The organism is Streptomyces sp. NPDC020192 (genome assembly GCF_044388685.1).
In the GTDB taxonomy this organism is placed as follows: domain Bacteria; phylum Actinomycetota; class Actinomycetes; order Streptomycetales; family Streptomycetaceae; genus Streptomyces.
Genome location: NZ_JBIRXG010000012.1, coordinates 207596 through 232731 on the forward strand (window position 1 = coordinate 207596; position 25136 = coordinate 232731).

The 25136-nt window shown below is 72.0% G+C and carries 19 protein-coding genes; 17 read left to right on the plus strand and 2 right to left on the minus strand.

Annotation, left to right across the window (positions count from 1 at the left end):
* The first annotated feature begins 17 nt into the window (after positions 1–17).
* The 13 genes from ACH47Z_RS23955 (at position 18) to ACH47Z_RS24015 (ending at position 18892) form a co-directional block, all read left to right on the plus strand.
* On the plus strand, positions 18–959 hold the full coding sequence (locus tag ACH47Z_RS23955) for an EamA family transporter (protein ID WP_399076841.1): 942 nt from the start codon (positions 18–20) through the stop codon (positions 957–959).
* A gap of 145 nt (positions 960–1104) precedes the next feature.
* The gene (locus tag ACH47Z_RS23960) at positions 1105–5826 is read left to right on the plus strand and encodes an RHS repeat-associated core domain-containing protein (RefSeq protein WP_399076843.1); all 4722 of its coding nucleotides are present in this window, start codon (positions 1105–1107) and stop codon (positions 5824–5826) included.
* 9 nt (positions 5827–5835) lie between these two features.
* The gene (locus tag ACH47Z_RS23965) at positions 5836–6852 is read left to right on the plus strand and encodes a hypothetical protein (protein ID WP_399076845.1); all 1017 of its coding nucleotides are present in this window, start codon (positions 5836–5838) and stop codon (positions 6850–6852) included.
* 90 nt (positions 6853–6942) lie between these two features.
* Positions 6943–7737 carry a TIGR03084 family metal-binding protein gene (locus tag ACH47Z_RS23970; RefSeq protein ID WP_399076847.1) on the plus strand — a complete coding sequence of 265 codons (795 nt, stop codon included), beginning with the start codon at positions 6943–6945 and terminating at the stop codon, positions 7735–7737.
* Positions 7734–9410 (plus strand): acyclic terpene utilization AtuA family protein, encoded by a 1677-nt coding sequence (locus tag ACH47Z_RS23975; RefSeq protein WP_399076849.1) that lies wholly within the window; start codon positions 7734–7736, stop codon positions 9408–9410. Before ACH47Z_RS23970 ends, ACH47Z_RS23975 begins: the two co-directional genes overlap by 4 nt.
* A complete protein-coding gene (locus ACH47Z_RS23980; protein ID WP_399076851.1) occupies positions 9407–11005 on the plus strand; it encodes an acyl-CoA carboxylase subunit beta in 1599 nt (532 codons plus the stop codon). Before ACH47Z_RS23975 ends, ACH47Z_RS23980 begins: the two co-directional genes overlap by 4 nt.
* A 5-nt stretch (positions 11006–11010) precedes the next feature.
* On the plus strand, positions 11011–12864 hold the full coding sequence (locus ACH47Z_RS23985) for an acetyl/propionyl/methylcrotonyl-CoA carboxylase subunit alpha (protein ID WP_399076853.1): 1854 nt from the start codon (positions 11011–11013) through the stop codon (positions 12862–12864).
* Positions 12865–12871: 7 nt separating this feature from the next.
* Positions 12872–14032 carry an acyl-CoA dehydrogenase family protein gene (locus tag ACH47Z_RS23990; RefSeq protein WP_399076855.1) on the plus strand — a complete coding sequence of 387 codons (1161 nt, stop codon included), beginning with the start codon at positions 12872–12874 and terminating at the stop codon, positions 14030–14032.
* 25 nt (positions 14033–14057) lie between these two features.
* The gene (locus ACH47Z_RS23995; protein ID WP_399076857.1) at positions 14058–15629 is read left to right on the plus strand and encodes a 4-coumarate--CoA ligase family protein; all 1572 of its coding nucleotides are present in this window, start codon (positions 14058–14060) and stop codon (positions 15627–15629) included.
* Positions 15626–16363 carry an enoyl-CoA hydratase family protein gene (locus tag ACH47Z_RS24000; RefSeq protein WP_399076859.1) on the plus strand — a complete coding sequence of 246 codons (738 nt, stop codon included), beginning with the start codon at positions 15626–15628 and terminating at the stop codon, positions 16361–16363. The genes ACH47Z_RS23995 and ACH47Z_RS24000 overlap by 4 nt, the downstream gene beginning before the upstream one ends.
* A 10-nt stretch (positions 16364–16373) precedes the next feature.
* Positions 16374–16988 (plus strand): TetR/AcrR family transcriptional regulator, encoded by a 615-nt coding sequence (locus ACH47Z_RS24005; protein WP_399077040.1) that lies wholly within the window; start codon positions 16374–16376, stop codon positions 16986–16988.
* A 34-nt stretch (positions 16989–17022) separates the two neighbouring features.
* Positions 17023–17595, plus strand: coding sequence for a hypothetical protein (locus ACH47Z_RS24010; protein WP_399076861.1), 573 nt, complete (start codon positions 17023–17025; stop codon positions 17593–17595).
* A 262-nt stretch (positions 17596–17857) separates the two neighbouring features.
* Positions 17858–18892 (plus strand): isopenicillin N synthase family dioxygenase, encoded by a 1035-nt coding sequence (locus tag ACH47Z_RS24015; RefSeq protein ID WP_399076863.1) that lies wholly within the window; start codon positions 17858–17860, stop codon positions 18890–18892.
* A gap of 79 nt (positions 18893–18971) precedes the next feature.
* Here the strand turns inward: ACH47Z_RS24015 and ACH47Z_RS24020 are convergent, their stop codons facing one another.
* On the minus strand, positions 18972–20072 hold the full coding sequence (locus ACH47Z_RS24020) for a citrate synthase 2 (protein ID WP_399076865.1): 1101 nt from the start codon (positions 20070–20072) through the stop codon (positions 18972–18974).
* A gap of 180 nt (positions 20073–20252) precedes the next feature.
* Here ACH47Z_RS24020 and pdxH point away from each other — a divergent pair, with 180 nt between their 5' ends.
* The 3 genes from pdxH to ACH47Z_RS24035 all read left to right on the plus strand — a co-directional run bounded on the left by pdxH (position 20253) and on the right by ACH47Z_RS24035 (position 23262).
* Entirely contained in the window at positions 20253–20948 is a 696-nt protein-coding gene (pdxH, locus tag ACH47Z_RS24025) for a pyridoxamine 5'-phosphate oxidase (protein ID WP_399076867.1), read from the plus strand.
* Positions 20949–21259: 311 nt separating this feature from the next.
* The gene (locus ACH47Z_RS24030; RefSeq protein ID WP_399076870.1) at positions 21260–21706 is read left to right on the plus strand and encodes a GNAT family N-acetyltransferase; all 447 of its coding nucleotides are present in this window, start codon (positions 21260–21262) and stop codon (positions 21704–21706) included.
* A gap of 113 nt (positions 21707–21819) precedes the next feature.
* Complete coding sequence (locus ACH47Z_RS24035; RefSeq protein WP_399076872.1) at positions 21820–23262, plus strand: PAS domain-containing protein; 1443 nt, start codon at positions 21820–21822, stop codon at positions 23260–23262.
* Here the strand turns inward: ACH47Z_RS24035 and ACH47Z_RS24040 are convergent.
* Positions 23250–24005 carry an SIS domain-containing protein gene (locus ACH47Z_RS24040; RefSeq protein WP_399076874.1) on the minus strand — a complete coding sequence of 252 codons (756 nt, stop codon included), beginning with the start codon at positions 24003–24005 and terminating at the stop codon, positions 23250–23252. The genes ACH47Z_RS24035 and ACH47Z_RS24040 overlap by 13 nt on opposite strands.
* 239 nt (positions 24006–24244) lie before the next feature.
* On the opposite strand from ACH47Z_RS24040, the gene ACH47Z_RS24045 reads away from it, so the two are divergent.
* Positions 24245–24937 (plus strand): metal-dependent transcriptional regulator, encoded by a 693-nt coding sequence (locus ACH47Z_RS24045; protein WP_399076877.1) that lies wholly within the window; start codon positions 24245–24247, stop codon positions 24935–24937.
* The last annotated feature ends 199 nt before the right edge of the window (positions 24938–25136 follow it).

Below are 25136 nucleotides of genomic sequence, written 5' to 3' on the forward strand. Positions count from 1 at the left end.
CAAGCCCAGGACTGCCCGTGACCACCGTCCCCAGCACCTCCAGCACGGCCACGCCGACCTCGGCGCCCCCGGTCGGAACACCCCGCCGTCTCGGCTCACTCGGCCCGGTCGGCCTGGTGCTGGCCGGCGGTGTCTCGGTCCAGTTCGGCGGCGCGCTCGCGGTCACGCTGATACCGAGGGCGGGCGCGTCGGGCGTCGTCGCCCTCCGCCTCCTCGCGGCGGCGATCGTCCTCCTCGCGGTCTGCCGCCCCCGGCTGCGCGGCCACTCGCGCGCCGACTGGGGCACGGTGTTCGCGTTCGGTATCACCATGGGCGCGATGAACGGCCTCTTCTACGAGGCGGTCGCCCGCATCCCGCTGGGCCCGGCGGTCACCCTCGAGGTCCTCGGCCCGCTGACCCTGTCCGTCCTGGCCTCGCGCCGCGCGATCAACGCACTGTGGGCGGGCCTCGCCCTGCTCGGCGTGTTCCTGCTGGGCGGCGGGGGCTTCGGCGACCTGGACCCCACAGGTGTCGGATTCGCCCTGGGTGCCGGTGCCATGTGGGCGCTCTATATCCTCTTCAGCGCCCGCACGGGCCGCCGCTTCCCCCAGGCGGACGGCCTGGCCCTGGCCATGGCGATAGCGGCGCTCCTCTTCCTCCCGATCGGCATCGCCTCGGCAGGCGCGCGCCTTCTGAACCCCACCACCCTCGCCCTCGGCTCGGCGGTGGCCCTGCTCTCCTCGGTCCTCCCCTACACCCTCGAACTCCTGGCCCTGCGCCGCCTCCCCGCCTCCACGTTCGCGATCCTGATGAGCCTGGAACCGGCGCTGGCGGCAACGTCGGGCTTCCTGATCCTCGGCCAGTCCCTGTCGTGGCCGGAGGCAGCCGCCATAGCCCTGGTCATAGCGGCCAGCATCGGCGCGGTCCGCACCCAGGTGGGCCGGGGCAAGGCCCGCGTGGAGCCGGCGCCGGAGGCGTGACGGCGGCGGCACCGGAGGCCGCACGTCGCAGCCCTGTCACAAGCGGCCGCACGAACTTGATCCCCCGTCAAGTGATCTCGTTACCATTCATTCGCACGTGTGATGCGTTGCCTGGCTGGTGCCGGGGGAAGGCGGTTGACGGGGGATGGGCTACGTCCTGCCAGGATGGCTCGACCAGATCCTGGACTACATCGGCATCAAGTTTCCGAACGTCGACGAGGACGACTACCGCGAGATGGCCCACGCCATGCGGGAGTTCGCCGACAAGTTCGAGGGTCACGGCGCGGACGCGCACAACGCGGTGGAGCGCATCCTCGCCTCCTCGCGGGGCTGGGCCGTGCACTCGATGCAGACGCACTGGTCCCAGGTCAAGGCCGGCCACCTGGACAAGATCCCGGAGCTGGCCCGCCTGTTCGCGGACGCCTGTGACGTCGTAGCGGACATCATCTTCGCGATGAAGACGAAGGCCGAGGCCGAACTCGCCGTCATGGCGGGCTCGGTGGGCCTCTCGCTGGGGCTGTCGTTCGTCACCGGAGGCCTGTCCGCGGTCCTCGGCGCGGCGGAGGTCACCGCCATGCGCCAGCTGGTGAAACGCATCGTCGACGAAGCGGCCGACCAGATCGTGAACGAGCTGATCGCCCAGGTCACCGCGCCGGTCAACGCCAAGCTGGAGGCGATGGTCGAGGACACGGTGCTGAACCTGGCGAACGACGCGTTCTCCCTGCCTCCCGACCCCAGCGGCGCCGGCAACGGCGGAGGTCATGGCCACGGCCACGGCGGCTTGCAGCTGGCCTCGGCCAAAGGCGCGGGCGGCGGCTTCGTGCTCGCCTCCGCGGACGGCGGGGGCGCGGGCGGCAACGCGGACCTGTTCATCGACCACGACGAGTTCGAGAGCGGCGCCGGCAGGGTCTCCTCGCACGGCAGCGAACTGCACCTGGCCAGCTCCTCCCCGCTCGGCCGCGCCAAGGGCGCCTTCGGCCGCACCAAGGGCAAGACCCCCTTCACCAAGGCCTTCGACTCGGTCCTGGAAGGTGCACTGCACGGCTCCGAGAAGGCCCTGGACAAGATCGCCAAGCATGTCACCGAGACCGTCCCGGACCGGGTGAGGGCCGCCTCCCGGGCGCACAAGCACAACGACCTCGGCATCCGCAGCAAGCTCGACGGGATCGCCCTCGGTAAGGGCGGTCCCGGTGAGGGCGGGGGCAGGCACGGGCAGCACGGCGCACACGGTGAGCCGGGCCTTCACCCGGGAGAGCTGTCCAAGCAGGCCCGCGCGATGGACAACAGGCAGCTGTGCGGCGACCCGGTCGACATGGCCAGCGGGCAGATGGTGCTCGCGCAGACCGATGCCGACCTCGCCGGTGTGCTGCCGCTGACCGTGCGCCGTACCCATCTGACGGGATACCAGGGCGGACGCTTCTTCGGTCCGTCCTGGTGCTCGACACTGGACGAACGCCTCGAGGACAACGGCGGTTCCCCGGACGGTGCCTGGTGGTACCGCGAGGACGGCTCGATCCTCGTCTACCCCCGGCTCCCCGACCTCGTCGGCGACCGGGTCCAGCCGGCCGAGGGAGCGCGTCTTCCCCTGACCTATGTCAGTGAGGGCACGACGTACGTCCTGACCGTGGACGACCCGAGCACCGGCCTGCGCCGCTCCTTCGAACCGTCCCCGGCGTCCGACGGCGTGTGGTGGCTCACCGGAATCGAGGACCGGAACCACAACGCGATCACCATCGAGCGCGCCGACGACGGCACTCCCACCGCCATCACCCACACCTGCGGATACCGCATCCGGGTCGATGCCGCCCCTGGGGGCCGTCGCGTCACCGCCCTGCACCTCCTCACCGACGACGCCCCGGTCCGGCTGCGCGCCTACGACTACGACGACACGGCCGACCTCGTCGAGGTGCGCAACGGCCTGGACGTGCCGGTGCACTACTCCTACGACACCGCACACCGCATCACCGCCTGGCGTGACTCGCACGGCACCCGGTTCACGTACGCATACGACGACCGGGGCCGTGTCGTCGCCACCCGGGGCAGCGACGGCATCCTCGACTCCCGTATCGCATACGGCGATCCGGACGCCGACGGTACGACGACCGTCACCTACACGGACTCCCTCGGTCACGCCACCGTGTACCACGCCAACTGGCGCGGTCAGGTCGTCGCGGTCACGGACCCGCTCGGAGACACCGTCACCCAGCGCTGGGACCGCTACGACCGCCCGCTGAGCCGTACGGACGCGGCGGGCGGCACCACCGAGTGGACCTGGGACGAGGACGGCAATCTCATCGCCGTCCGGGAGGCCGACGGCACGCTCACCACCGCCGAGTACGACGAGCGGGGCATGCCGGTCGTGATGACCGGGCCCGACGGAGCCGTGTGGCGGTGCGCCTACGATCAGGCCGGCAACCACACCGAGCTGATCGCCCCCGACGGCACGGTCACCCGGTACGCGCACGACCAGCGCGGCGCCATCACGGCGATCACCGACCCCCTCGGCGCCACGGAGACGTTCCGGCCCGACCCGGCCGGTCTGCCGGCGGCCCGTACGGACGCCCTCGGCCACACGTGGACCTTCACCCGTGACGCGTTCCGCCGGCCGACCTCGATCACCGACCCGCTCGGCGCCGTCACGCGCCTGGAATGGGACGCCGAAGGCCAACTCCTGCGCCGCGTCGGGCCGGACGGCACCGAGGAGACGTGGACGTACGACGGCGAAGGCAACCGCCTGACCGCGACGGACGCGAACGGCGGCACGACCCGTTTCGAGTACACCCACTTCAGCCTGCTCACAGCACGCGTCCAACCGGGCGGTGCGCGCCACGAGTTCGCCTACGACACCGAGATGCGCCTCATCGAGGTCCGCAACGCGGCCGGGCAGACCTGGTCCTACGCCTACGACCCGGCCGGGCAGGTGGTGCGCGAGACCGACTTCGACGGCCGTACCCTCACCTACGCGCACGACACCGCCGGCCGCACGGTCGCCCGCGGCAACCCGCTCGGACAGACGGTCACCCAGCACTACGACACGGTCGGCCGCCTCGTCGCGAAGGACGTCGACGGAACCGTCACCTCCTTCGCGTACGACCCCACGGGCCGCCTGCTGCGCGCGGAGTCCCCGCACTCCGTCATGGAACTGGAATGGGACACGCAGGGCCGGCTCACCGCCGAGACGGTCGACGGCCGCACCCATCGCTACACCTACGACGCCGTGGGCCGCCGCACCGGCCGTACGACCCCCAGCGGCGCCGTCACCCGCCAGAGTTACGACGCGGCCGGCAACCGTACCCGCATGGAACTCGCCGGCCGGCCGGTGACCTTCACCCACGACGCCGTGGGCCAGGAACTCACCCGTACCTTCGGCCGGCCCGACCACGTCGTCACCCTCGCCACCTCCTGGGACGCCGTCGGCCGGGTCAGCGAGCAGACCCTGCGCGGCCAGGGACGGACCCTCCGTGCCCGTGCCTACGGCTACCGCCCCGACCACCAGCTCCTCGCCGTCACCGACCAGCAGACGGGTGAGAGCAGGCAGTTCACGCTCGACCCCGACGGCCGCCCGCTGGCCGTCGAAGCGCGGGACTGGACCGAGAACTACCTGTACGACAGCGAAGGCAACCAGACCGAGGCCTCCTGGCCCGACCGGGCACCGCACCCCGACGCACGCGGCCCGCGCGGCTACGACGGAACGCGGCTGCGCTCGGCCGGCTCCCTGCACTACACCTACGACGCCGCCGGCCGGGTCGTCGAGCGCCGGCGCAAGCGGCTGTCCCGCAAGCCCGACGTCTGGCGCTACACCTGGGACGCCGAGGACCGGCTCACGTCCTGCACCACACCCGACGGCGTGCTGTGGACGTACGCGTACGACGCCTTCGCGCGCCGCACGGCCAAACGCCGCCACGCACCGGACGGCACGGTCGTCGAGGAGACCGTCTTCTCCTGGGACGGCGGCCGGCTGTCGGAACAGCACGACAGCACCACGCGGACGACGCTGACCTGGGAGTACGACGGAATGCGCCCGCTGGCGCAGGCCGAGACCCGGGGAGTGGGCGCGGACCGGGAGGAGATCGACTCCCGCTTCTTCGCCATGGTCACCGACCTGATCGGCACGCCCACCGAACTCGTGGACGAGGCCGGCGAGATCGCGTGGCGCGGTCGGTCCACCCAGTGGGGCACCACCGCCTGGAACCGTGACGCGAGCGCGTACACCCCGCTGCGGTTCCCGGGCCAGTACGCCGACCCGGAGACCGGTCTCCACTACAACCACTTCCGCCACTACGACCCCGAGCCCGGCCGCTACGTCACCCCCGACCCGCTCGGACTGGATCCCGCACCCAATCCCGCCGGGTACGTGGACAACCCGGCGACCATGTCCGACCCCATGGGGCTCGCGCCGTGCATGCAGGCCATGGAGGACATGGCGGTGCAGATCAACAATCTCAAGCAGAACAAGATCCAGCGCGAGAAGCAGACCGTCGCGATCATCCATGCCCAGGGGCCGAAGGGGCCGGTCACGTTCGTCGCGGGGACGAGCAAGAGCAAACTCGACGCCGACCAGATCGCACTGGCCAAGTCCCTGGGGCTGGTGCCGATCCCCAACGACGCCTACATGAAGATCCCGCCGAAGGTGAAGGGCGGTCACGCGGAGCAGAACATCCTCGCCTACCTCAGCCGCATGAACGAGGGCAAGAAGGAGCCGGACTGGCTGCCCACACACGGGGCCGCGTCCAACAGCGTGTGCACGAAGTTCTGCTCCCCGCTCATCCGTGGCAGCCACGGCGCCATGTTCGGCCCGGTGCACTCCGGTACTCAGGGAACCCAGCAGAAGCAGTTCTATTGGCCCGCGCGACACACTCCGGGGTAAACAACCACCATGGACTACGCACGTACCACCGCCCGGCTCCTCGCGGAGGAGGAACTCCCGGGACTCGCCGCCCGCGCCCGCGACCACCTCGACACCTTCCTGGTGCGCCACCAAGCCTGCTGGCTGGTCTCGGAGCCCGGCGGCGACGTCGTCGTGGGCCGGGTGGCCGCGGAGAGTTCCCTGGTCTTCGCCGAGCGGCGCCGCCTGCCCGCCACCGCGGCCGACGCGCCCGGCGGATTCGTGTCGCCGCTGCCCGACGGGGGGCTGGCGGTGGCCGGCAACGGACGTGTCACGGTGTACGACGCCGACGCGCGGGTGCGGTGGACGTACGAGTTCGAGCCGTGGACCGACCCGAACGCCGGGAGCCCCGCATGTGTCACCGACGGCGGGGGCCGCCATCTGCTCGTGACGACGACCGGGCCCGGCATGACGGACCGTCCTTATCCCGGTGACCGGTGTGTCGTCCTCGATCTGAGCGACGGCCGGACCGTCACGCACACGACGCTGCCCTCCGCGAGCGCGGGCTACATCTTCCAGCAGTCGCTCACGGATCCCGCCCAGATCTTCCTCGACGCGCTGCAGGGCGACACGTTCTACTCACGCGTGCTGACCCTGGCGGGCGACACGCTCCGCGCCGAGACCGTCGGCGACGACGAGCCGCTGGCAGGAGTGAGCCTCGGGGGCGCACTGCTGCAGCTGGACGTCGGAGGGGAGTGGCTGAGCCGCTGTGCGGCCGGTCAGGACGAGGTCCTGGTCGAAGCCGAGGACATCCTGCCCGAGGGACTGTGCTTCGTGGGCCACCGCCCCGGCTTCCTCGACCCGAACCGGGTTCTCGTGGCCGTCGCCGAGGAAGCGGACACGGAGGACAACCGCCACCTGATCCTCGACGGCCACACCCTCCAGCCGGTGGCCGAGCTCGACTACCCCGGCATCACGTGTGCCGACCCGCTGGCCCTCGGCGACGGGACGTGGCTGACCACGGAGGAGGACGTGGTCCGCAGGTGGCGGGTGGCCGGCGCCGAGTGAACCGGTCGCCGGCGGCGGTGCCTTCGGCGGCCCGCACACATTCATGCAAGCACGCTTGATTGTTTCCGGCTCCGCTGCCATGCTCGCCCCATGTCCGAGCCGACGCCCGTCTTCGACGACCTGTGTGCGGAAAGCGAACAACTCGACGGCATCATCGCCGAGTTGACCGAGGAGCGGTGGGCGCTGGATACCCCCGCGCCGCGCTGGACCGTCGCCCATCAGATCGCCCACCTGCACTGGACGGACCGGGCCGCGCTGCTCGCCGTCACGGATCGGGCCGGGTTCCGGGAGCTGACCGAGAAGGCACTCGCGGCGCCCGATGCCTTCGTGGACGACGCCGCCGAGGAGGGCGCCCGGCTCCGGCCCGCCGAGCTGCTGGCCCGGTGGCGGGAGGGACGGACCGTACTGCAGGAGGCCCTGCGCGCGGCGCCCACCGGCACGCGCTTTCCCTGGTTCGGGCCACCCATGTCGGCCGCCTCTATGGCCACCGGCCGTCTTATGGAGACCTGGGCCCACGGACAGGACATCGCCGACGCACTCGGTGTGGTGCGCACACCCACCGACCGGCTCCGGCATGTGGTCCGCATCGGGGTACGGGCCCGCGACTTCGCCTACACCGTCCATGGCCTCACCCCACCCGTCGAGGAGTTCCGCGTCGAACTCGCCGCCCCCTCCGGCGAGTCGTGGGCGTACGGCCCCGAAGGCGCCCCCCAGCGCGTCACCGGCCCCGCCCTCGACTTCTGCCTCCTCGTCACCCAGCGTGCCCACCGCGCCGACCTCGCCCTGAGCGCCACCGGCCCGGACGCCGACCGCTGGCTCGACATCGCCCAGGCCTTCGCGGGCCCGCCCGGCACCGGCCGCCCGCCGAAGGGAGCCGCGCGGTGAACACCCTGCGCATCGGCAACTTCTCCGGCTTCTACGGCGACCGGTTCGCAGCCTTGCGCGAGATGCTCACCGGCGGCGAACTCGACGTCCTCACCGGTGACTACCTCGCCGAACTCACCATGCTGATCCTCGCCCGCGACAGGCTGAAGGACCCCTCCGCCGGCTACGCCCGCACCTTCCTGCGCCAGCTGGAGGACTGCCTCGGCCTCGCCCACGAGCGCGGAGTGAAGATCGTCACCAACGCGGGCGGACTCCATCCGGCCGGACTCGCCACCGCCATACGGCAGTTGGCCGAGCGGCTCGGCATCCCCGTCCGTGTCGCGCACGTCGAGGGCGACGACCTCACCGCCGCGCACCCCGGCACCCTCGCCGCCCACGCCTACCTCGGCGGCTTCGGCATCGCCGAGTGTCTGCGGGCCGGCGCGGACATCGTCGTCACCGGGCGGGTGACGGACGCGGCCCTGGTCACCGGGCCCGCCGCCGCCCACTTCGGCTGGCGGCCGGGGGAGTACGACCGGCTCGCGGGCGCCGTCGTCGCCGGACACGTGCTGGAGTGCGGCACGCAGGCCACCGGCGGCAACTACTCCTTCTTCCAGGAGGGGGACGTACGCCGGCCCGGATTCCCGCTCGCCGAGATCCACGCCGACGGCAGCAGTGTCCTCACCAAGCACCCCGGCACCGGCGGCCTGGTCGACGTCGGCACGGTCACCGCACAGCTGCTGTACGAGACCGGTGGCGGCCGGTACGCCGGACCCGACGTCACCGCCCGGCTGGACACCGTACGGCTGAGCCAGGACGGGCCGGACCGGGTGCGGATCGAGGGCGTGCGCGGCGAGGCACCGCCGCCGACGCTCAAGGTCGGGTGCAACCGGCTCGGCGGCTTCCGCAACGAGGTCGGATTCGTCCTCACCGGCCTCGACATCGAGGCCAAGGCCGACCTCGTGCGGGAGCAGATCGGCGACTCACTCGCCAAGTCCCCGCCCGCAGAGGTCCGTTGGGAGCTGGTCAGGACCGACCGGGGTGACGCCGGCACCGAGGAGACCGCCAGCGCCCTGCTGAGGCTCGTCGTACGGGACGCGGACGAGCGGGTCGTCGGGCGGGCGCTGGGCGCGGCCGCCGTGGAGCTGGCACTGGCCAGCTACCCCGGCTTCCATGTGCTCTCCCCACCCGAAAAGGCCTCCCCTTATGGGGTCTTCGAGGATGTGTACGTCCCCCATGGCGCCGTCGACCATGTGGCGGTCCTCCACGACGGGCGCCGTATCTCTGTGCCCCAGCCCCAGGACACCCAGCCCCTGGACGCCGTACCGGAGCCAGAGCTTCCCGCGCCCCTCCCCGCCGGACCGACCCGCCGTGCGCCCCTCGGGCTGGTCGCCGGGGCCCGCAGCGGGGACAAGGGCGGGAACGCCAACGTCGGCGTCTGGGCCCGTACCGACGACGCCTGGCGGTGGCTCGCGCACGAGCTCACCGCCGAGAGGTTCCGGCAGCTGATCCCCGAGAGCCGGGACCTGCCCGTCACCCGGCATCCGCTGCCGAACCTCCGCGCGGTCAACTTCGTCGTCGAGGGCATCCTCGGCGCCGGCGTCGCCGCCCGGCACCGCTTCGACCCGCAGGCCAAGGCCCTCGGCGAATGGCTGCGCTCCCGCCACCTGGACATCCCGGAGGCCCTGCTGTGACGGTGCTCAACACCGCTGTGGACCCCGCGAGCGCCGATCACCGGGCGGCCCGCGAGGCCATGCTCGCCAAGCTCGCCGCACTCGACGCCGAGCATGCCAAGGCGCTCGCGGGCGGCGGCGAGAAGTACGTCCAACGGCACCGGAAGCGGGGCAAGTTGCTCGCCCGGGAGCGGATCGAGCTGCTCCTCGACCCGGACACGCCGTTCCTGGAGCTGTCCCCGCTCGCCGCCTGGGGCAGCGACTACACCGTGGGCGCCTCGCTCGTCACCGGGATCGGGGTCGTCGAGGGCGTGGAGTGCCTGATCACCGCCAACGACCCGACCGTGCGGGGCGGCGCGAGCAACCCGTGGAGCCTGAAGAAGGCCCTGCGCGCCAACGACATCGCGCTCGCCAACCGGCTGCCCTGCATCAGCCTGGTGGAGTCCGGTGGCGCCGACCTGCCGTCGCAGAAGGAGATCTTCATCCCCGGAGGCGCCATCTTCCGGGATCTCACCCGCCTCTCCGCCGCCGGCATCCCGACCGTCGCGGTCGTCTTCGGCAACTCCACCGCCGGCGGCGCCTACGTCCCCGGCATGTCCGACCACGTGATCATGGTCAAGGAGCGGGCGAAGGTCTTCCTCGGCGGGCCGCCGCTGGTGAAGATGGCCACCGGCGAGGAGAGCGACGACGAGTCCCTGGGCGGCGCCGAGATGCACGCGCGCGTGTCGGGCCTCGCCGACTACTTCGCCGTGGACGAGCCGGACGCCCTGCGCCAGGCGCGGCGGGTCGTCGCCCGGCTCAACCACCGCAAGGCGTACCGGGATCCTGGTCCCGCCGAGCCGCCCAAGCACGACCCCGAGGAGCTGCTGGGCATCGTCCCGGGGGACCTCAGGACCCCCTTCGACCCGCGCGAGGTCATCGCCCGGATCGTCGACGCCTCCGACTTCGACGAGTTCAAGCCGCTGTACGGGACCAGTCTGGTGACCGGCTGGGCGGCCCTGCACGGCTATCCGGTCGGCATCCTCGCCAACGCCCAGGGCGTGCTCTTCAGCGCGGAGTCGCAGAAGGCCGCCCAGTTCATCCAGCTCGCCAACCAGCGCGACATCCCGCTGCTCTTCCTCCACAACACCACCGGCTACATGGTCGGCAGGGAGTACGAGCAGGGCGGGATCATCAAGCACGGCGCCATGATGATCAACGCCGTCAGCAACAGCAGGGTCCCGCACCTGTCCGTCCTCATGGGCGCGTCGTACGGCGCCGGGCACTACGGCATGTGCGGGCGCGCCTACGACCCCCGCTTCCTGTTCGCCTGGCCCAGCGCCAAGTCCGCCGTCATGGGCCCGCAGCAGCTCGCCGGCGTGCTGTCCATCGTCGCCCGGCAGTCGGCGGCGGCTAAGGGACAGCCGTACGACGAGGACGCGGACGCGGCGCTGCGCGCCATGGTGGAGCAGCAGATCGAGTCCGAGTCGCTGCCGATGTTCCTGTCCGGGCGGCTGTACGACGACGGCGTCATCGACCCGCGCGACACCCGCACCGTCCTCGGCCTGTGCCTGTCCGCGATCCACACCGCGCCCTACGAGGGCGCGCACGGCGGCTTCGGCGTCTTCCGGATGTGAGGTCCATGATCCAGACATTGTTGGTCGCCAACCGGGGCGAGATCGCCTGCCGGATCGTCCGCACCTGCCGTGAGTGGGGTATCCGGACGGTCGCCGTGCACTCGGACGCCGACGCCGGCGCGCTCCACACGCGCGTGGCCGACACGGCCGTACGGCTGCCGGGCGCGGCGCCCGCCGAGACGTATCTGCGCGGCGATCTGATCGTGAAGGCCGCGCTGGCCGCCGGCGCGGACGCCGTGCACCCCGGGTACGGCTTCCTCTCGGAGAACGCCGACTTCGCGCGCGCCGTCCTCGACGCCGGCCTGACCTGGATCGGCCCGCCGCCGGAGGCCATCGAGGCGATGGCGTCCAAGACCCGCGCGAAGGAGCTGATGGGGCTCGCGCCCCTCGACACGGCCGAGGTCACCGAGGCCGACCTGCCGGTGCTGGTGAAGGCGGCCGCGGGCGGCGGAGGGCGCGGGATGCGGATCGTGCGCCGTCTGGAGGAGCTGAGCGCCGCACTGGAGGGCGCCCGCGCCGAGGCCGCGAGCGCCTTCGGCGACGGCGAGGTCTTCGTGGAGCCGTACCTCGAGCACGGCCGCCACGTCGAGGTGCAGATCCTCGCCGACACCCACGGCACCGTCTGGCCGCTCGGCACCCGCGACTGCTCCCTCCAGCGCCGCCACCAGAAGGTCGTCGAGGAGGCCCCCGCGCCCGGCCTCTCCGAGGGGCTAGCGGAGGAGTTGCGCACGCTGGCCGTACGCGCCGCGCGCTCCGTGTCGTACGTGGGCGCGGGCACCGTCGAGTTCCTCGTCGCCGACGGCCGCGCGCACTTCCTGGAGATGAACACCCGCCTCCAGGTCGAACACCCGGTGACGGAGGAGGTGTTCGGCCTCGACCTGGTCGCCGAGCAGCTCCGCGTCGCCGAGGGCCACGCACTCGGAAAAGAGCCGCCACGCGCGCGTGGGCACGCGATCGAGGCCCGCCTGTACGCCGAGGACCCCGCACGCGACTGGGCCCCGCAGACCGGCACCCTGCACCGGCTCGCCGTACCGGCCGGCGTCCGCCTGGACACCGGCTACGCCGACGGTGACACCATCGGCGTCCACTACGACCCGATGCTCGCCAAGGTCGTCGCCCACGCCCCCACGCGCGCGGAGGCGCTCCGCAAACTCGCGGGCGCGCTGGAGAGCGCCGTGATCCACGGCCCCGCCACCAACCGTGACCTGCTGGTCCGCTCCCTGCGGCACGAGGAGTTCGCGAGCGCCCGCATGGACACCGGCTTCTACACCCGCCACCGCGCCGATCTCACGTCACCCGCCCCCGACCCGTACGCCCCCCTCGCCGCCGCCCTGGCCGCCGCCCACGGCCGCTCCCGCTTCGGCGGCTGGCGCAATCTCGCCTCCCAGCCGCAGGTCAAGCGGTACGCGATGGCGGGCGAGGAGCACGAGGTCCGCTACCGGCACACGCGCGAGGGGCTCGCGGCCGACGGGGTGCGGGTCGTGCACGCTGACGCGCGCGTGGTCGTCCTCGACGTGGACGGCGTACAGCGCCGGTTCGAGGTCTGCGCGTACGGCGACCAGATCCATGTCAACGCCACCCGCCTCACCGCCCTGCCCCGCTTCCCCGACCCCACCGCCCACCTCGCCCCCGGCTCCCTGCTCGCCCCGATGCCGGGCACGGTCGTACGCCTCGCCGAGGGCCTGAAGGAAGGGTCACCCGTCGAGGCGGGCCAGCCGCTGATCTGGCTGGAGGCGATGAAGATGCAGCACCAGATCTCGGCACCGGCGACGGGCACGCTGACCGCCCTCCCGGTGACCGCAGGACAGCAGGTGGAGCCAGGAACGCTGCTGGCCGTAGTCGAGGAACTCTCTTCCTAGGAGCCCCATGACGTCCGTCATCGAATCCGAAGAACACAAGGCCCTCCGAGCAGCGGTCGCCGCCCTCGGCAAACGCTACGGCCGCGACTACCTCACCCGGACGATCGCACAGGGCGCTCACCCCCACGAACTCTGGTCCGAGGCGGGCAAGCTCGGCTACCTCGGCGTCAACCTGCCCGAGGAGTACGGCGGCGGAGGCGGCGGGGTCGCCGAACTGTCCATCGTGCTCGAGGAGCTGGGAGCCGCCGGATCACCGCTCCTGATGCTCGTCGTCTCGCCCGCCATCTGCGGCACGGTCGTCTCCCGCTTCGGCACCGAGGAACAGAAACGCGCCTGGCTCCCCGGAATCGCCGACGGCACCCGCCTCATGGCCTTCGGCATCACCGAACCCGACGCCGGCTCCAACTCCCACCGCATCACCACCACCGCGCGCCGCGACGGCACCGACTGGCTCCTCACCGGCCGCAAGGTGTTCGTCTCGGGCGTGGACCAGGCGGACGCCACACTCATCGTCGGCCGCACCCAGGACGCCCGCACCGGCACGCTCAAGCCCTGCCTCTTCATCGTCCCGCGCGACGCCGAAGGCTTCTCGCGGCGCCCGATCGACATGGAACTGAACGCGGCGGAGAAACAGTTCGAGCTGGTCCTGGACGACGTACGGCTGCCCGCCGACGCGCTCGTCGGCGACGAGGACGCCGGCCTCCTCCAGCTCTTCGCCGGCCTCAACCCCGAGCGCATCATGACCGCGGCCTTCGCCATCGGAATGGGCCGCTACGCGCTCGCCAAAGCCGTCGAGTACGCGCGCGACCGCACCGTCTGGAAGGCCCCCATCGGCGCCCACCAGGCCATCGCCCACCCCCTGGCGCAGGCGCACATCGACCTGGAACTGGCCCGGCTGATGATGCAGAAGGCGGCCCATCTCTACGACGCCGGCGACGACATGGGCGCGGGCGAGGCCGCCAACATGGCGAAGTACGCGGCCGGTGAGGCCTGCGTGAAGGCCGTCGACCAGGCCGTGCACACCCTCGGCGGCAACGGCCTCACGCGCGAGTTCGGCCTCGCCTCGCTGATAACGGCCGCGCGCGTGGCTCGTATCGCCCCAGTGAGCCGGGAGATGATTCTCAACTACGTCTCCCATCAGACGCTCGGTCTGCCCAAGTCGTACTGAGCCGCCGCATCCGCCTGGAGGAACCGTGTTCCACAGCGAGTACGCAGACGTTCCGCCCGTAGAACTCCCCATCCACGAGGCCGTCCTGGGCCATGCCGCAGACTTCGGCGACCAGCCCGCCCTCATCGACGGCACGGACGGCACCACGCTCACGTACGCGCAGGTGGACCGGTTCCACCGGCGCATCGCCGCCGGCCTCGCCGACGCGGGCGTCCGCAAGGGCGACGTCCTCGCCCTGCACAGCCCCAACACGATCGCCTTCCCGACCGCCTTCTACGCCGCCACGCGCGCGGGTGCCTCCGTCACCACGGTGCACCCGCTCGCCACGCCCGAGGAGTTCGCCAAACAGCTCGGCGACAGCGGCGCCCGCTGGATCGTCACCGTCTCGCCGCTGCTGGGCACGGCCCGCCGGGCCGCCGAACTCGCGGGCGGCGTCCGGGAGATCTTCGTCTGCGACAGCGCGAGCGGGCACCGCTCCCTGATCGACATGCTCGCGACCACCGCCCCCGAGCCGCAGCCCGGGATAGACCCGGCCCAGGACGTCGCCGCGCTGCCGTACTCCTCCGGCACCACCGGCATTCCCAAGGGCGTGATGCTCACCCACCGGCAGATCGCCACCAACCTCGCCCAGCTGGAGCCCGCCGTCCCGGCCGTCCCCGGCGACCGCATCCTCGCCGTCCTGCCGTTCTTCCACATCTACGGCCTCACCGCCCTGATGAACGCCCCGCTGCGCAAGGGCGCCACGGTCGTCGTACTGCCCCGCTTCGAGCTGGAGACCTTCCTCGCGGCCATCCAGAACCACCGCATCACCGGCCTGTACGTCGCCCCGCCGATCGTCCTCGCCCTCGCCAAACACCCCGCGGTCGCCGACTACGACCTCTCCTCGCTGAAGTACGTCATCAGCGCCGCCGCCCCGCTGGACGCACACCTCGCGCGCGCGTGCGCCGAGCGGCTCGGCCTGCCCCCGATCGGCCAGGCCTACGGCATGACGGAACTGTCACCGGGCACCCACGTCGTCCCGCTCGCCCGGCTGCACGACGCCCCCTCCGGCACCGTCGGCCGCCTCATCGCCGGCACCGAGATGCGCATCGTCTCCCTCGACGACCCCGGCAAGGACCTCGGCACCGGCGAGGCCGGCGAGATCCTGATCCGCGGCCCCCAGGTGATGAAGGGCTACCTCGGCCGCCCCGACGCCACCACCGCCATGATCGACACCGACGGCTGGCTGCACACCGGAGACGTCGGGTACGTCGACGCCGACGGCTGGCTGTTCGTGGTCGACCGGGTGAAGGAACTCATCAAGTACAAGGGCTTCCAGGTGGCCCCCGCCGAACTGGAGGCGCTGCTCCTGACCCACCCCGGCATCACCGACGCCGCCGTCATCGGCTCCTACAACGACGACGGCAACGAGATCCCGCACGCCTTCGTCGTCCGCCGCGCCGAGGCCGCCGAGGACCTGACGGAGAACGAGATCATGCTCTACGTCGCCGAACGGGTCGCGCCCTACAAACGCGTCCGCCAGATCACCTTCATCGACACCGTCCCGCGCGCGGCCTCCGGCAAGATCCTGCGCCGCGAACTCAGGGAGCACACGTGAGCACACCGATCGGCCGCACGCGCACGCGTGGCGTCGAATTCCTCAGCCTCGACGCCACCGCCACCCGCAACGCCCTCTCGGCGGCCCTCGTCTCCGCCCTCACGACCGCGCTGGCCGAGTGCGCCAAGGACGAGGACGTACGGGCCGTCGTCCTCACCCACACCGGCGGCACCTTCAGCGCGGGCGCCGACCTGCGCGACCCGCCCGACCCGGACGCCCTGGTGGGCCTGCTCCGCCAGATCGTCGAGCTGCCCAGACCGGTCGTCGCCCGGATCACCGGCCACGTCCGCGCGGGCGGCCTCGGCCTGCTCGCCGCCTGCGACATCGCGGCCGCCTCCCCCGCCGCGACCTTCGCCTTCACCGAGGTCCGCATCGGAGTCGCCCCCGCCGTGATCTCCCTGCCGGTGATCCCGCGCACCGACCCCCGCGCCCTGGCCCGCTACTACCTCACCGGCGAACGCTTCGACCCGGCCGAGGCCGTACGCCTGGGCCTGCTGACCACGACGGCGGACGACGTGGACGAGGCCCTCGCCCCGATCCTCGACGGCCTGCGCCGCTCCGCCCCACAGGCCCTGGCCGAGACGAAACGGCTGCTCACGGCTAGGGTGCTGGAGACATTCGACCGGGACGCGGCCGACCTGACCGCGCTCTCGGCCCGGCTGTTCGCCTCCGGCCCGGCCCGGGAGGGGATGACGGCCTTCCTGGAGAAACGGGACGCGGCATGGGTGGTGTGACCGGATGAGCATGACGGCGGAGCAGAACCCCCTGCCCAGGGAACGCGACCGCGCACCCAAACAGGACCGCAGCCGGGCCACCCGGCAGCGGCTCCTGGAAGCCGCCGTGGCCTGCCTGGCCGAGCACGGCTGGGCCGGCTCCACCGTCGCCGTCGTCGCCGAACGCGCCGGCGTCTCCCGGGGCGCCGCCCAGCACCACTTCCCCACCCGCGAGGACCTGTTCACCGCGGCCGTCGAGTACGTCGCCGAGGAACGCTCCACCGCGCTGCGAGCCCTGTTCCCGGGCGGCGCCGCCGACCGCCGGGCCGTCGTCACCGCGCTCGTCGGCCTCTACACCGGCCCCCTCTTCCGCGCCGCCCTGCACCTGTGGGTCGCCGCCTCCAACGAGGACCAGCTCCGCGCGCGCGTGACCGAACTGGAGGCCCGCGTAGGCCGCGAGAGCCACCGCATCGCCGTCGAACTCCTCGGCGCCGACGAGTCCCGACCCGGCGCCCGCGAGACCGTCCAGGGCCTGCTCGACATGGCCCGCGGCCTCGGCCTCGCCAACCTCCTCACCGACGACACCGCCCGCCGGGAACGGGTCGTGGCGCAGTGGGCGGAACTGCTGGAGCAGGCGCTCGGCTGAGCCGTTGTCAGTGGGGCCGGTTACGGTTGCGGGCATGGGGGATCACTTCCAGACGATCGTGGACATGGACGCGAGTGCCGCCGAGGCGCCGCGCCTCGCCGAGCGTGCGCTCGACCGGCTCGTGGCCGAGGGCATCGTGCTGGCCGAGCGCATCGACCGCTCCTTCGGACAGCACCTGCCCGGCCCGCAGTGGGACCGCGCGGTGGACCCGCAGGACGCCGACTGGCAGCCGACCGACGGCCTGACCGTGATCACCGGACGCACGATCTTCCACGGCGGCCAGGGCGAGCCCGAGTGGGTCCGCTGCCCACGCTGTACGACCACGACCCGGCTCTTCACCGAGGAGTACGACCGGATCGACGCGGCCTGGGAGCCGTACGGCACGGCGATGGACCGCTGGGATGCGACGGGCTCGGCCGAGGTCACCTGCCCCGCCTGCGCCTCCCCTGTCTCCCTGCGGGACTGGATATGGGCTCACGACTACTTCGCCTTCGGATACCTGGGCTTCGAGTTCTGGAACTGGCCCGAGTTCACCGAGGACTTCCACGCGCTGATAGCCGACGCCCTGGACGGACACCGTACGGTGCGTGTGTGGGGCAAGTTCTGACACGGGGAGCCAAGTGAGGCGGGCCACACCGGCATGTCGCGGCACGCAGTACCCTTGCCGCATGCTTCCGATGCTCGTCCGCCGCCGCCACGTGGACTACGTGCGCGTCACGAGCATGGGCTGTCGGCCTTCGGCCTGATTCAGCCCCTTTTTTCTCCCCTTCTTACGGCATCCTGGGCGCCGCCCCTACTTCTGGTGGCCTGCCCGTGGCCCACACACCCCGTGGACACCCATGACCACGCACACCCCAGTGGACGCATCCATGACCACGCACACCACGACGACGACCCCGTCGTACGACCAGCTCCCGATCATCGACCTGTCGGCCGCCGACCGCGGCCCCCAGGCCCGGGACCTGTTCCACGCCCAGCTGCACAGCGCCGCCCACGACGTCGGCTTCTTCCAGCTCGTCGGGCACGGCGTGACCCAGGCGGAGACCGACGCGCTGCTCACCGCCATGCGCGCCTTCTTCACCCTCCCCGAGGCCGACCGGCTCGCCCTCGACAACGTCAACTCCCCGCACTTCCGCGGCTACACGCGCACCGGCGACGAGCGCACCGCCGGTGCCCGCGACTGGCGCGACCAGCTCGACATCGGCGCCGAACGCCCCGCCCGCGTCCCCGGCCCCGACGAGCCGCCGTACTGGTGGCTCCAGGGCCCCAACCAGTGGCCCGCCGCCCTGCCCGAGCTGCGCACGGCGGCCCTGGCCTGGATCGACAAGCTGAGCGCGGTCGCCGAGCGCCTCCTGCGCGAACTCCTGACCGCGATCGGCGCCCCCGCCGACTTCTACGACCCGGCCTTCGGCGCGCACGCCCACCCGCACCTCAAGCTCGTCCGCTACCCCGGCAGCGCGGGCGACGGCACCGACCAGGGCGTCGGCGCCCACAAGGACTACGGCTTCCTGACCCTGCTCCTGCAGGACACGGTCGGCGGCCTCCAGGTCCAGCGCGAGGACGGCCTCTTCCACGACGTCCCGCCCGTCGAGGGCGCCTTCGTGGTCAACCTCGGCGAACTCCTGGAGGTCGCGACCAACGGCTACCTCCTGGCCACCAACCACCGCGTGGTCAGCCCACCCGGAGCCACGGAACGCTTCTCGGTCCCGTTCTTCTACAACCCCCGCCTGGACGCCCGAATAGACCCATTGCCCTTCCCACACGCGTCGGACGCCCCCGGCGTCACGACGGACCCCTCGAACCCGTTGTACGCCGAGTACGGCTACAACGAGCTGAAGGGCAAGCTGAGGGCACATCCGCTGGTGGCCGAGCGGCACCACGGGAACTTGCTGACACCGGCGTGAGCAGCTGACCCAGGGGCGCGGCGAACTGTGCGACCAGCCACAACGGGTCCGCAGTCGCCCGCGCTCCGAACGCACCCCCTCAGTGGGCGATATGCGCGAAACCCTCGACGTCCCGCGGACTACGTGCCCCCGGCCCCACATACCGAGCAGAAGGCCGCACAAGCCTTCCAGTGCGCTTCTGCTCAAGAATGTGCGCCGACCAACCAGCGGTCCTCGCACACGTGAACATCGACGTGAACATCGGCGCCGGCACTTCGGCGAAGTCGAGCATGATGGCGGCCCAGAACTCCACGTTGGTGGCCAGCACACGATCCGGCCGCCGATTGTGCAGCTCCTCCAGCGCGGCCTTCTCCAACGCCTCCGCGATCTCGAACCGCGGCGCCCCCAACTCCCGTGCCGTACGCCGCAGCACCCGCGCCCGCGGATCCTCGGCCCGGTACACCCGGTGCCCGAACCCCATCAGCCGCTCACCGCGGTCCAGCGCCCGCTTGACGTACGCCTCCGCGTCCCCGGTCCGCTCGATCTCCTCGATCATCCCGAGCACCCGAGACGGCGCACCCCCGTGCAGCGGCCCGGACATGGCACCGACGGCACCGGACAGCGCGGCGGCGACATCGGCACCGGTCGAGGCGATCACGCGCGCGGTGAACGTCGACGCGTTCATGCCGTGCTCGGCCGCGGAGGTCCAGTACGCGTCGACGGCCGCGACATGCTTCGGGTCCGGCTCGCCCCGCCACCGGATCATGAACCGCTCGACCACGGACTGCGCCTTGTCGATCTCCCGCTGCGGCACCATCGGCTGCCCCTGCCCGCGCGCGGACTGGGCGACGTACGACAGCGCCATCACGGCGGCCCGCGCGAGATCGTCCCGCGCCTGCCGCTCGTCGATGTCGAGCAGCGGCTTCAGGCCCCACACCGGGGCGAGCATGGCGAGCGCCGACTGCACGTCGACCCGGATGTCACCGGAGTGCACCGGGATCGGGAACGGCTCGGCGGGCGGCAGACCGGGGGCGAAGGCGCCGTCGACCAGCAGCCCCCACACGTTCCCGAACGAGACGTGCCCGACCAGGTCCTCGATGTCGACGCCCCGGTAGCGCAGGGCGCCGCCCTCCTTGTCCGGTTCGGCGATCTCCGTCTCGAACGCGATGACTCCCTCGAGTCCGGGTACGAAATCGGACATCAGGCGGCTCCTCGTGATGTGTCGGGCGGTGTTCACCCCGGTGATGCCCGGATCGGCAGGTCACCCAACCGCGCGGGAGCAGCACGATATCCCTCGGTGCCGTGCGACGGGAGCCCGGACGACACTGAGTGCCATGCCTGTTCGAGACAGCCTCGACGGCGGGTACGGCAAGATGACCGCGTGACCGACCGCGAACCTCTCCTGGACGCCCTGGACCCCGCCCTCGATCCCGCCGCCATGCGCAAGCAGTACCGGGTCGACGGTCTCGCCGAGCAGGACCTCGCCGCCCATCCCATGGACCAGTTCACCCGCTGGTTCGAGGACGCGGCCCGCGCGGCCCTGCACGGCACGATCTATGAACCCAACGCGATGGTCGTCTCCACGGCGGACGCGGCGGGCCGCCTCAGCTCACGCACGGTCCTGATGAAGCAGTACGACACCGACGGCTTCGTCTTCTACACGAACTACGACTCCCGCAAGGCCCGCGACCTCAGGGAGAACCCGCACATCTCCCTGCTCTTCCCCTGGCACCCGCTCGCCCGCCAGGTCATCGTCACCGGCACCGCCCGCCGCACCGGCCGCGACGAGACCGCCGCCTACTTCCGCACCCGCCCGCACGGCTCCCAGCTGGGCGCCTGGGCCAGCGACCAGTCCTCGGTGATCACCTCCCGCACCGAGCTGGACACCGCCTACGCCGAGCTGGAGGCCCGCTACCCCGAGGACGAACAGGTCCCGGTCCCCCCGCACTGGGGCGGCTTCCGCATCACCCCGGAGACGATCGAGTTCTGGCAGGGCCGCGAGAACCGCCTCCACGACCGCCTGCGGTACGTCTCCCAGCCGGACGGCAGGTGGCGAGTGGAGCGCCTGAGTCCCTGACTCCTTGATGCGAGGGGCCGTAAACGCAGACGACCCGCGAGCTCGGGTCCCCCCGCCTGGCGGCGGAGGAGCCGGCCGGACGTACCGGCGAGCTCGCGGGTCGGGTGGACTGCTTGGGATTGGGCCGGCTGCACGCGGCTGTCACGTGCTGGTCCGGCACCGCACTGGATGTGGTGGCGGACCGCTAGCCCGCAGCCACCTCACGCGTCCGGTTGTCATACATCTGCCGAACCACCTCCCTTCTCGTGTGCTCCACACACTAAGAACCCATCGGCAGCCGCTCAACCCCTTTTTTCGTTACCGTCCCGCGCATGACAGCTCTTCGCATCGTCCCGGTCGACGGCGACGCCATGCTCGCCCAGTGGCGGCACGTCCACAACGTGATCGTCCCGCCCGCCGCGATGTCCCTGGAGGACGCCCGGGAACGGCGGGAGCGGTACCGGCTGCGGAACGCCTACCTCGGGGATGTGCTCGTCGGCTGTTCCACCGTGCGCCTGCCGGCCGGAGAGGGGGGCGTGGCGACCGTCATCGCGCGCGTGCTGCCCGGTTTCCGGGGGCGGGGGTTCGGGACGGCTCTGTACGAGGACGGGCTCGGGCACGCGCGCGTGCTGGGTGCGAGTGTGATCGAGACGTGTGTGCTGGCGGCGAACGAGGACGGGCTGCGGTTCGCCGTTCGGCGGGGATTTGTCGAGGTCGAGCGGTATGTGCTCGACGGGGAGAGCGACGAGTGGGTGGATCTGCGGTGGAGCGGGGGTTGATTCCCGGGAAGTTGCGGGAACAGGGTGTGGGCTGTGTCACGTTCCAGTTGAATGATGGGCAGTGAGCGAATCGCGCGCCGTACCGGCGCCGACGCAGTCTCCAGGGGGTCCAGGTGAGTGCTTCCCGGCGGAGTGGGACCACCGACGAGCTGGGACCGGACGAGCCCGGCGAGCCGGGTGAGTCCGGCGATTCCGGTGAGTCCGGGAACTCCGACCTGCTCGCGGCCCTGCTCGACGGCATGGACGCGGCGTTGTGCGCCTTCGACGCCGACGGGGTCGTCACGCACTGGAACCGGGAGGCCGAGCGGATCCTCGGCTGGACGGCCGCCGAGGCGGTCGGGCGGCACGGGTTCGCCGGGTGGGCGGTGCGCAGCGCCGACGTCGAGGAGGTCCAGTCCCGGCTGATGGCGGCCATGCATGCGTCGGGCCGGCAGGTGCACGAGTTCGCGCTGGTCACGAAGGACGGTGGGCGGGTGCTCGTACGCACCCAGTCGGCCGCCGTACGCGGTCCTGACGGCAAGCCCGCCGGGCTGTACTGCGCGTTCAGCGAGGTGCACGCGCAGATCGATCTGGAGCGGTCGATCGCGTTGAGCGAGGCGCTGTTCGAGGACGCGGCCTGGGGCGTCGTCCTCATCGACGCCGATCTGCGGCCGGCCGTGGTGAACGCGCACGCGGCCCGCGCGCTCGGCATCGGGCGTACGTCGGCGCTGGGCCGGCCGCTCGGTGAGCTGCTCGCGCTGGGCGTGGAGGAGCTGGAGGCCGCGCTCACCCATGTCCTGGCCGAGGGTGCGCCGCCCGCGCCCGCCGAGATGTGGGTGAGCGTGCGCACGCCGGAGGGCGAGAAGCGGCGTTGCTGGCGCAGCGGCTTCGTACGGCTGGCCTCGCCGCTGGCGGAGGAGCCGGTGCCGCTCGGGGTGGGCTGGCTTTTCCAGGACGTCACCGAGGCCAAGCAGGGCGAGCAGGAGGCGTCCCTGCTGCGTTTCCGTACCAACCAGCTGCACCGCGCGGCCCGCGCCGCCTGCGAGTGCGAGGACCCGGTCGAGGCGGCCACCGTCCACCTGGACTTCGCGCTGGCCGGTTTCGCCGATCACGCCCTGATCGACCGCGTTGCTCCGCCCCCGCGCGCGGGCGGTGAGGAGTCCGAGGTACGGCTGGTGCGGCTGGCCGCGACGCCAGCCGAGGCGCCGGGGCCGAGCGTGCTCACCGGCGCGGCCGGGCTGCCCGTGCGCTACGCGCCCGGGCATCCGGCGGTGCAGTGCGTGGAGCGGTCCGGCAGTGTGCGCGCGGACGCCGGATCGGTCCCGGCGGAGCTGGCGCGGCAGTGGGCGCTGGCCCGGCAGTGGCCCGACGACGCGGTGCACGCCCTGTGCGCGGTGCTGCGCAGCCGGGGGCGCACGCTCGGCGTGGTGACCTTCCTGCGCGGATCAGGCCGCACCCGCTTCGAACGCTTTGACACGGCCTACGCCGAGGACGTCGCGGTCCGCATAGCGGCGGCGCTGGACCTGGCGGACGCGGCGCGCGACGAGGAGGGCTCTGCCGGCCCTCAGCGCCGGTAGAAGATCCGCTCGCCGTACTCCCGCATCACCCGGCCGTTCCACTCGTGGCCGCCGTCGACGTTCCCGGAGCGCAGGAGCGGGGGCTCGATGCCGCGCTCGGCCAGGGTGGCTGCGGTGGTCGCCATGACGGCCTGCATGAGGGCGGTGGTGACCACCGTGGAGGCGGGGGCGAAGGGGGCGGGGATGGTGTCGAGGGTGAGTTCCGCGTCGCCGACGGCGATCTTCGAGTCGAGGACGATGTCGCAGTGGTCCTTCAGGAAGGTGCCCGAGGTGTGCCGCGACGTGGTCTCCGAGGCGTACGCCACCGACGTCACGCCGATGACCTTCACGCCGAGGGCGCGCGCGTTGACGGCCATCTCCACGGGCAGGGCGTTGCGGCCGGAGAGGGAGATGATCACCAGGGCGTCGCCGGCGCGGACCGGGGAGGTGTCGAGGACGGCGCTCGCGAGGCCGTCGACGCGTTCGAGGGCGGAGCCGAGGGTGGCCGGGGTGACGTCGACGCCGACGACGCCGGGTACGGCGAGCAGGTTCATCAGGGCGAGTCCGCCGGCGCGGTAGACGACGTCCTGCGCGGCCAGCGAGGAGTGCCCGGCGCCGAAGGCGAACAGGCGGCCGCCGGCCGCGACGGTGTCGGCGAGCAGGGTGCCGGCCGCCCGGATGGACTCGGCCTCCTCCTCGCGGACCCGCCGCAGCAGGTTGATGGCGGCGTCGAAGAACAGGTCGGCAGGCGTGCCGTCGCTCATGCGGTGCCCCTTCGCAACGTCTGTGTCGCGGATCACCGTGCGGTCTGGACCAGTGCGGTGTCAATACGGCGGCGGGAGCGCCCGAAGGACCCGCACCCGGCGACGGCCAGAGCCCCTACGGTGGTCCCCGTACCGGCCCGTTCCGCCGGAGGCCCCCGCTTGTCAGTGGGATCCGGCAGAATTGGTGGCAGGGTCAGCGCACGCGCCGGGCTGCCGGCAGAGGTAATCGAGGGGCACGTATGTCCGGACTGATCGACACCACGGAGATGTATCTCCGCACCATCCTCGAGCTCGAAGAGGAAGGCGTCGTGCCCATGCGCGCCCGCATCGCGGAGCGGCTCGACCAGAGCGGGCCGACGGTGAGCCAGACGGTGGCGCGTATGGAGCGCGACGGCCTGGTCTCCGTGGCCAGCGACCGCCACCTGGAGCTGACGGACGAGGGCAGGAGGCTCGCCACGCGCGTGATGCGCAAGCACCGCCTCGCGGAGTGCCTGCTCGTCGACGTGATCGGCCTGGAGTGGGAGCAGGTCCACGCGGAGGCGTGCCGCTGGGAGCACGTGATGAGCGAGGCCGTGGAGCGCCGTGTGCTGGAGCTGCTGCGGCACCCGACCGAGTCGCCGTACGGCAACCCGATCCCGGGTCTGGAGGAGCTGGGCGAGAAGGACGGCGCCATCCCGTTCCTGGACGAGGGCATGGTCTCGCTGGCCGACCTCGACCCGGGCACGGACGGCAAGACGGTCGTCGTCCGCCGGATCGGCGAGCCGATCCAGACCGACGCCCAGCTGATGTACACGCTGCGGCGCGCGGGCGTGCAGCCCGGCTCCGTGGTGAGCGTGACCGAGTCGGCCGGCGGTGTGCTGGTCGGCAGCGGTGGCGAGGCGGCCGAGCTGGAGGCGGACGTCGCCTCCCACGTGTTCGTCGCCAAGCGCTGAACGGCGAGGGCCCCGGCGTCTTACGACGCCGGGGCCTGTCCTCCCCTGTGCTGACCCGGAGCCCCGAGCTCTCAGGGTCATCCCCCTCGGACCGTTTTTCCCCGAGCGGTCCGCCTCCCGCCTGAAAGATCCCCTGGGCGACGGCGATCATTCCTTGAGGGGTGTCACTCGAATGAGGGGTGTTGTCCGCGGAGACGCC

Bases quoted from the DNA above. Each gene is read 5' to 3' on its own strand.
- ACH47Z_RS23960 (WP_399076843.1), top strand. From the start codon at position 1,105: ATGGGCTACGTCCTGCCAGGATGGCTCGACCAGATCCTGGACTACATC.
- ACH47Z_RS23965 (WP_399076845.1), top strand. From the start codon at position 5,836: ATGGACTACGCACGTACCACCGCCCGGCTCCTCGCGGAGGAGGAACTC.
- ACH47Z_RS23970 (WP_399076847.1), top strand. From the start codon at position 6,943: ATGTCCGAGCCGACGCCCGTCTTCGACGACCTGTGTGCGGAAAGCGAA.
- ACH47Z_RS23985 (WP_399076853.1), top strand. From the start codon at position 11,011: ATGATCCAGACATTGTTGGTCGCCAACCGGGGCGAGATCGCCTGCCGG.
- ACH47Z_RS23990 (WP_399076855.1), top strand. From the start codon at position 12,872: ATGACGTCCGTCATCGAATCCGAAGAACACAAGGCCCTCCGAGCAGCG.
- ACH47Z_RS24005 (WP_399077040.1), top strand. From the start codon at position 16,374: ATGACGGCGGAGCAGAACCCCCTGCCCAGGGAACGCGACCGCGCACCC.
- ACH47Z_RS24010 (WP_399076861.1), top strand. From the start codon at position 17,023: ATGGGGGATCACTTCCAGACGATCGTGGACATGGACGCGAGTGCCGCC.
- ACH47Z_RS24015 (WP_399076863.1), top strand. From the start codon at position 17,858: ATGACCACGCACACCACGACGACGACCCCGTCGTACGACCAGCTCCCG.
- ACH47Z_RS24020 (WP_399076865.1), bottom strand. From the start codon at position 20,072: ATGTCCGATTTCGTACCCGGACTCGAGGGAGTCATCGCGTTCGAGACG.
- ACH47Z_RS24030 (WP_399076870.1), top strand. From the start codon at position 21,260: ATGACAGCTCTTCGCATCGTCCCGGTCGACGGCGACGCCATGCTCGCC.
- ACH47Z_RS24040 (WP_399076874.1), bottom strand. From the start codon at position 24,005: ATGAGCGACGGCACGCCTGCCGACCTGTTCTTCGACGCCGCCATCAAC.
- ACH47Z_RS24045 (WP_399076877.1), top strand. From the start codon at position 24,245: ATGTCCGGACTGATCGACACCACGGAGATGTATCTCCGCACCATCCTC.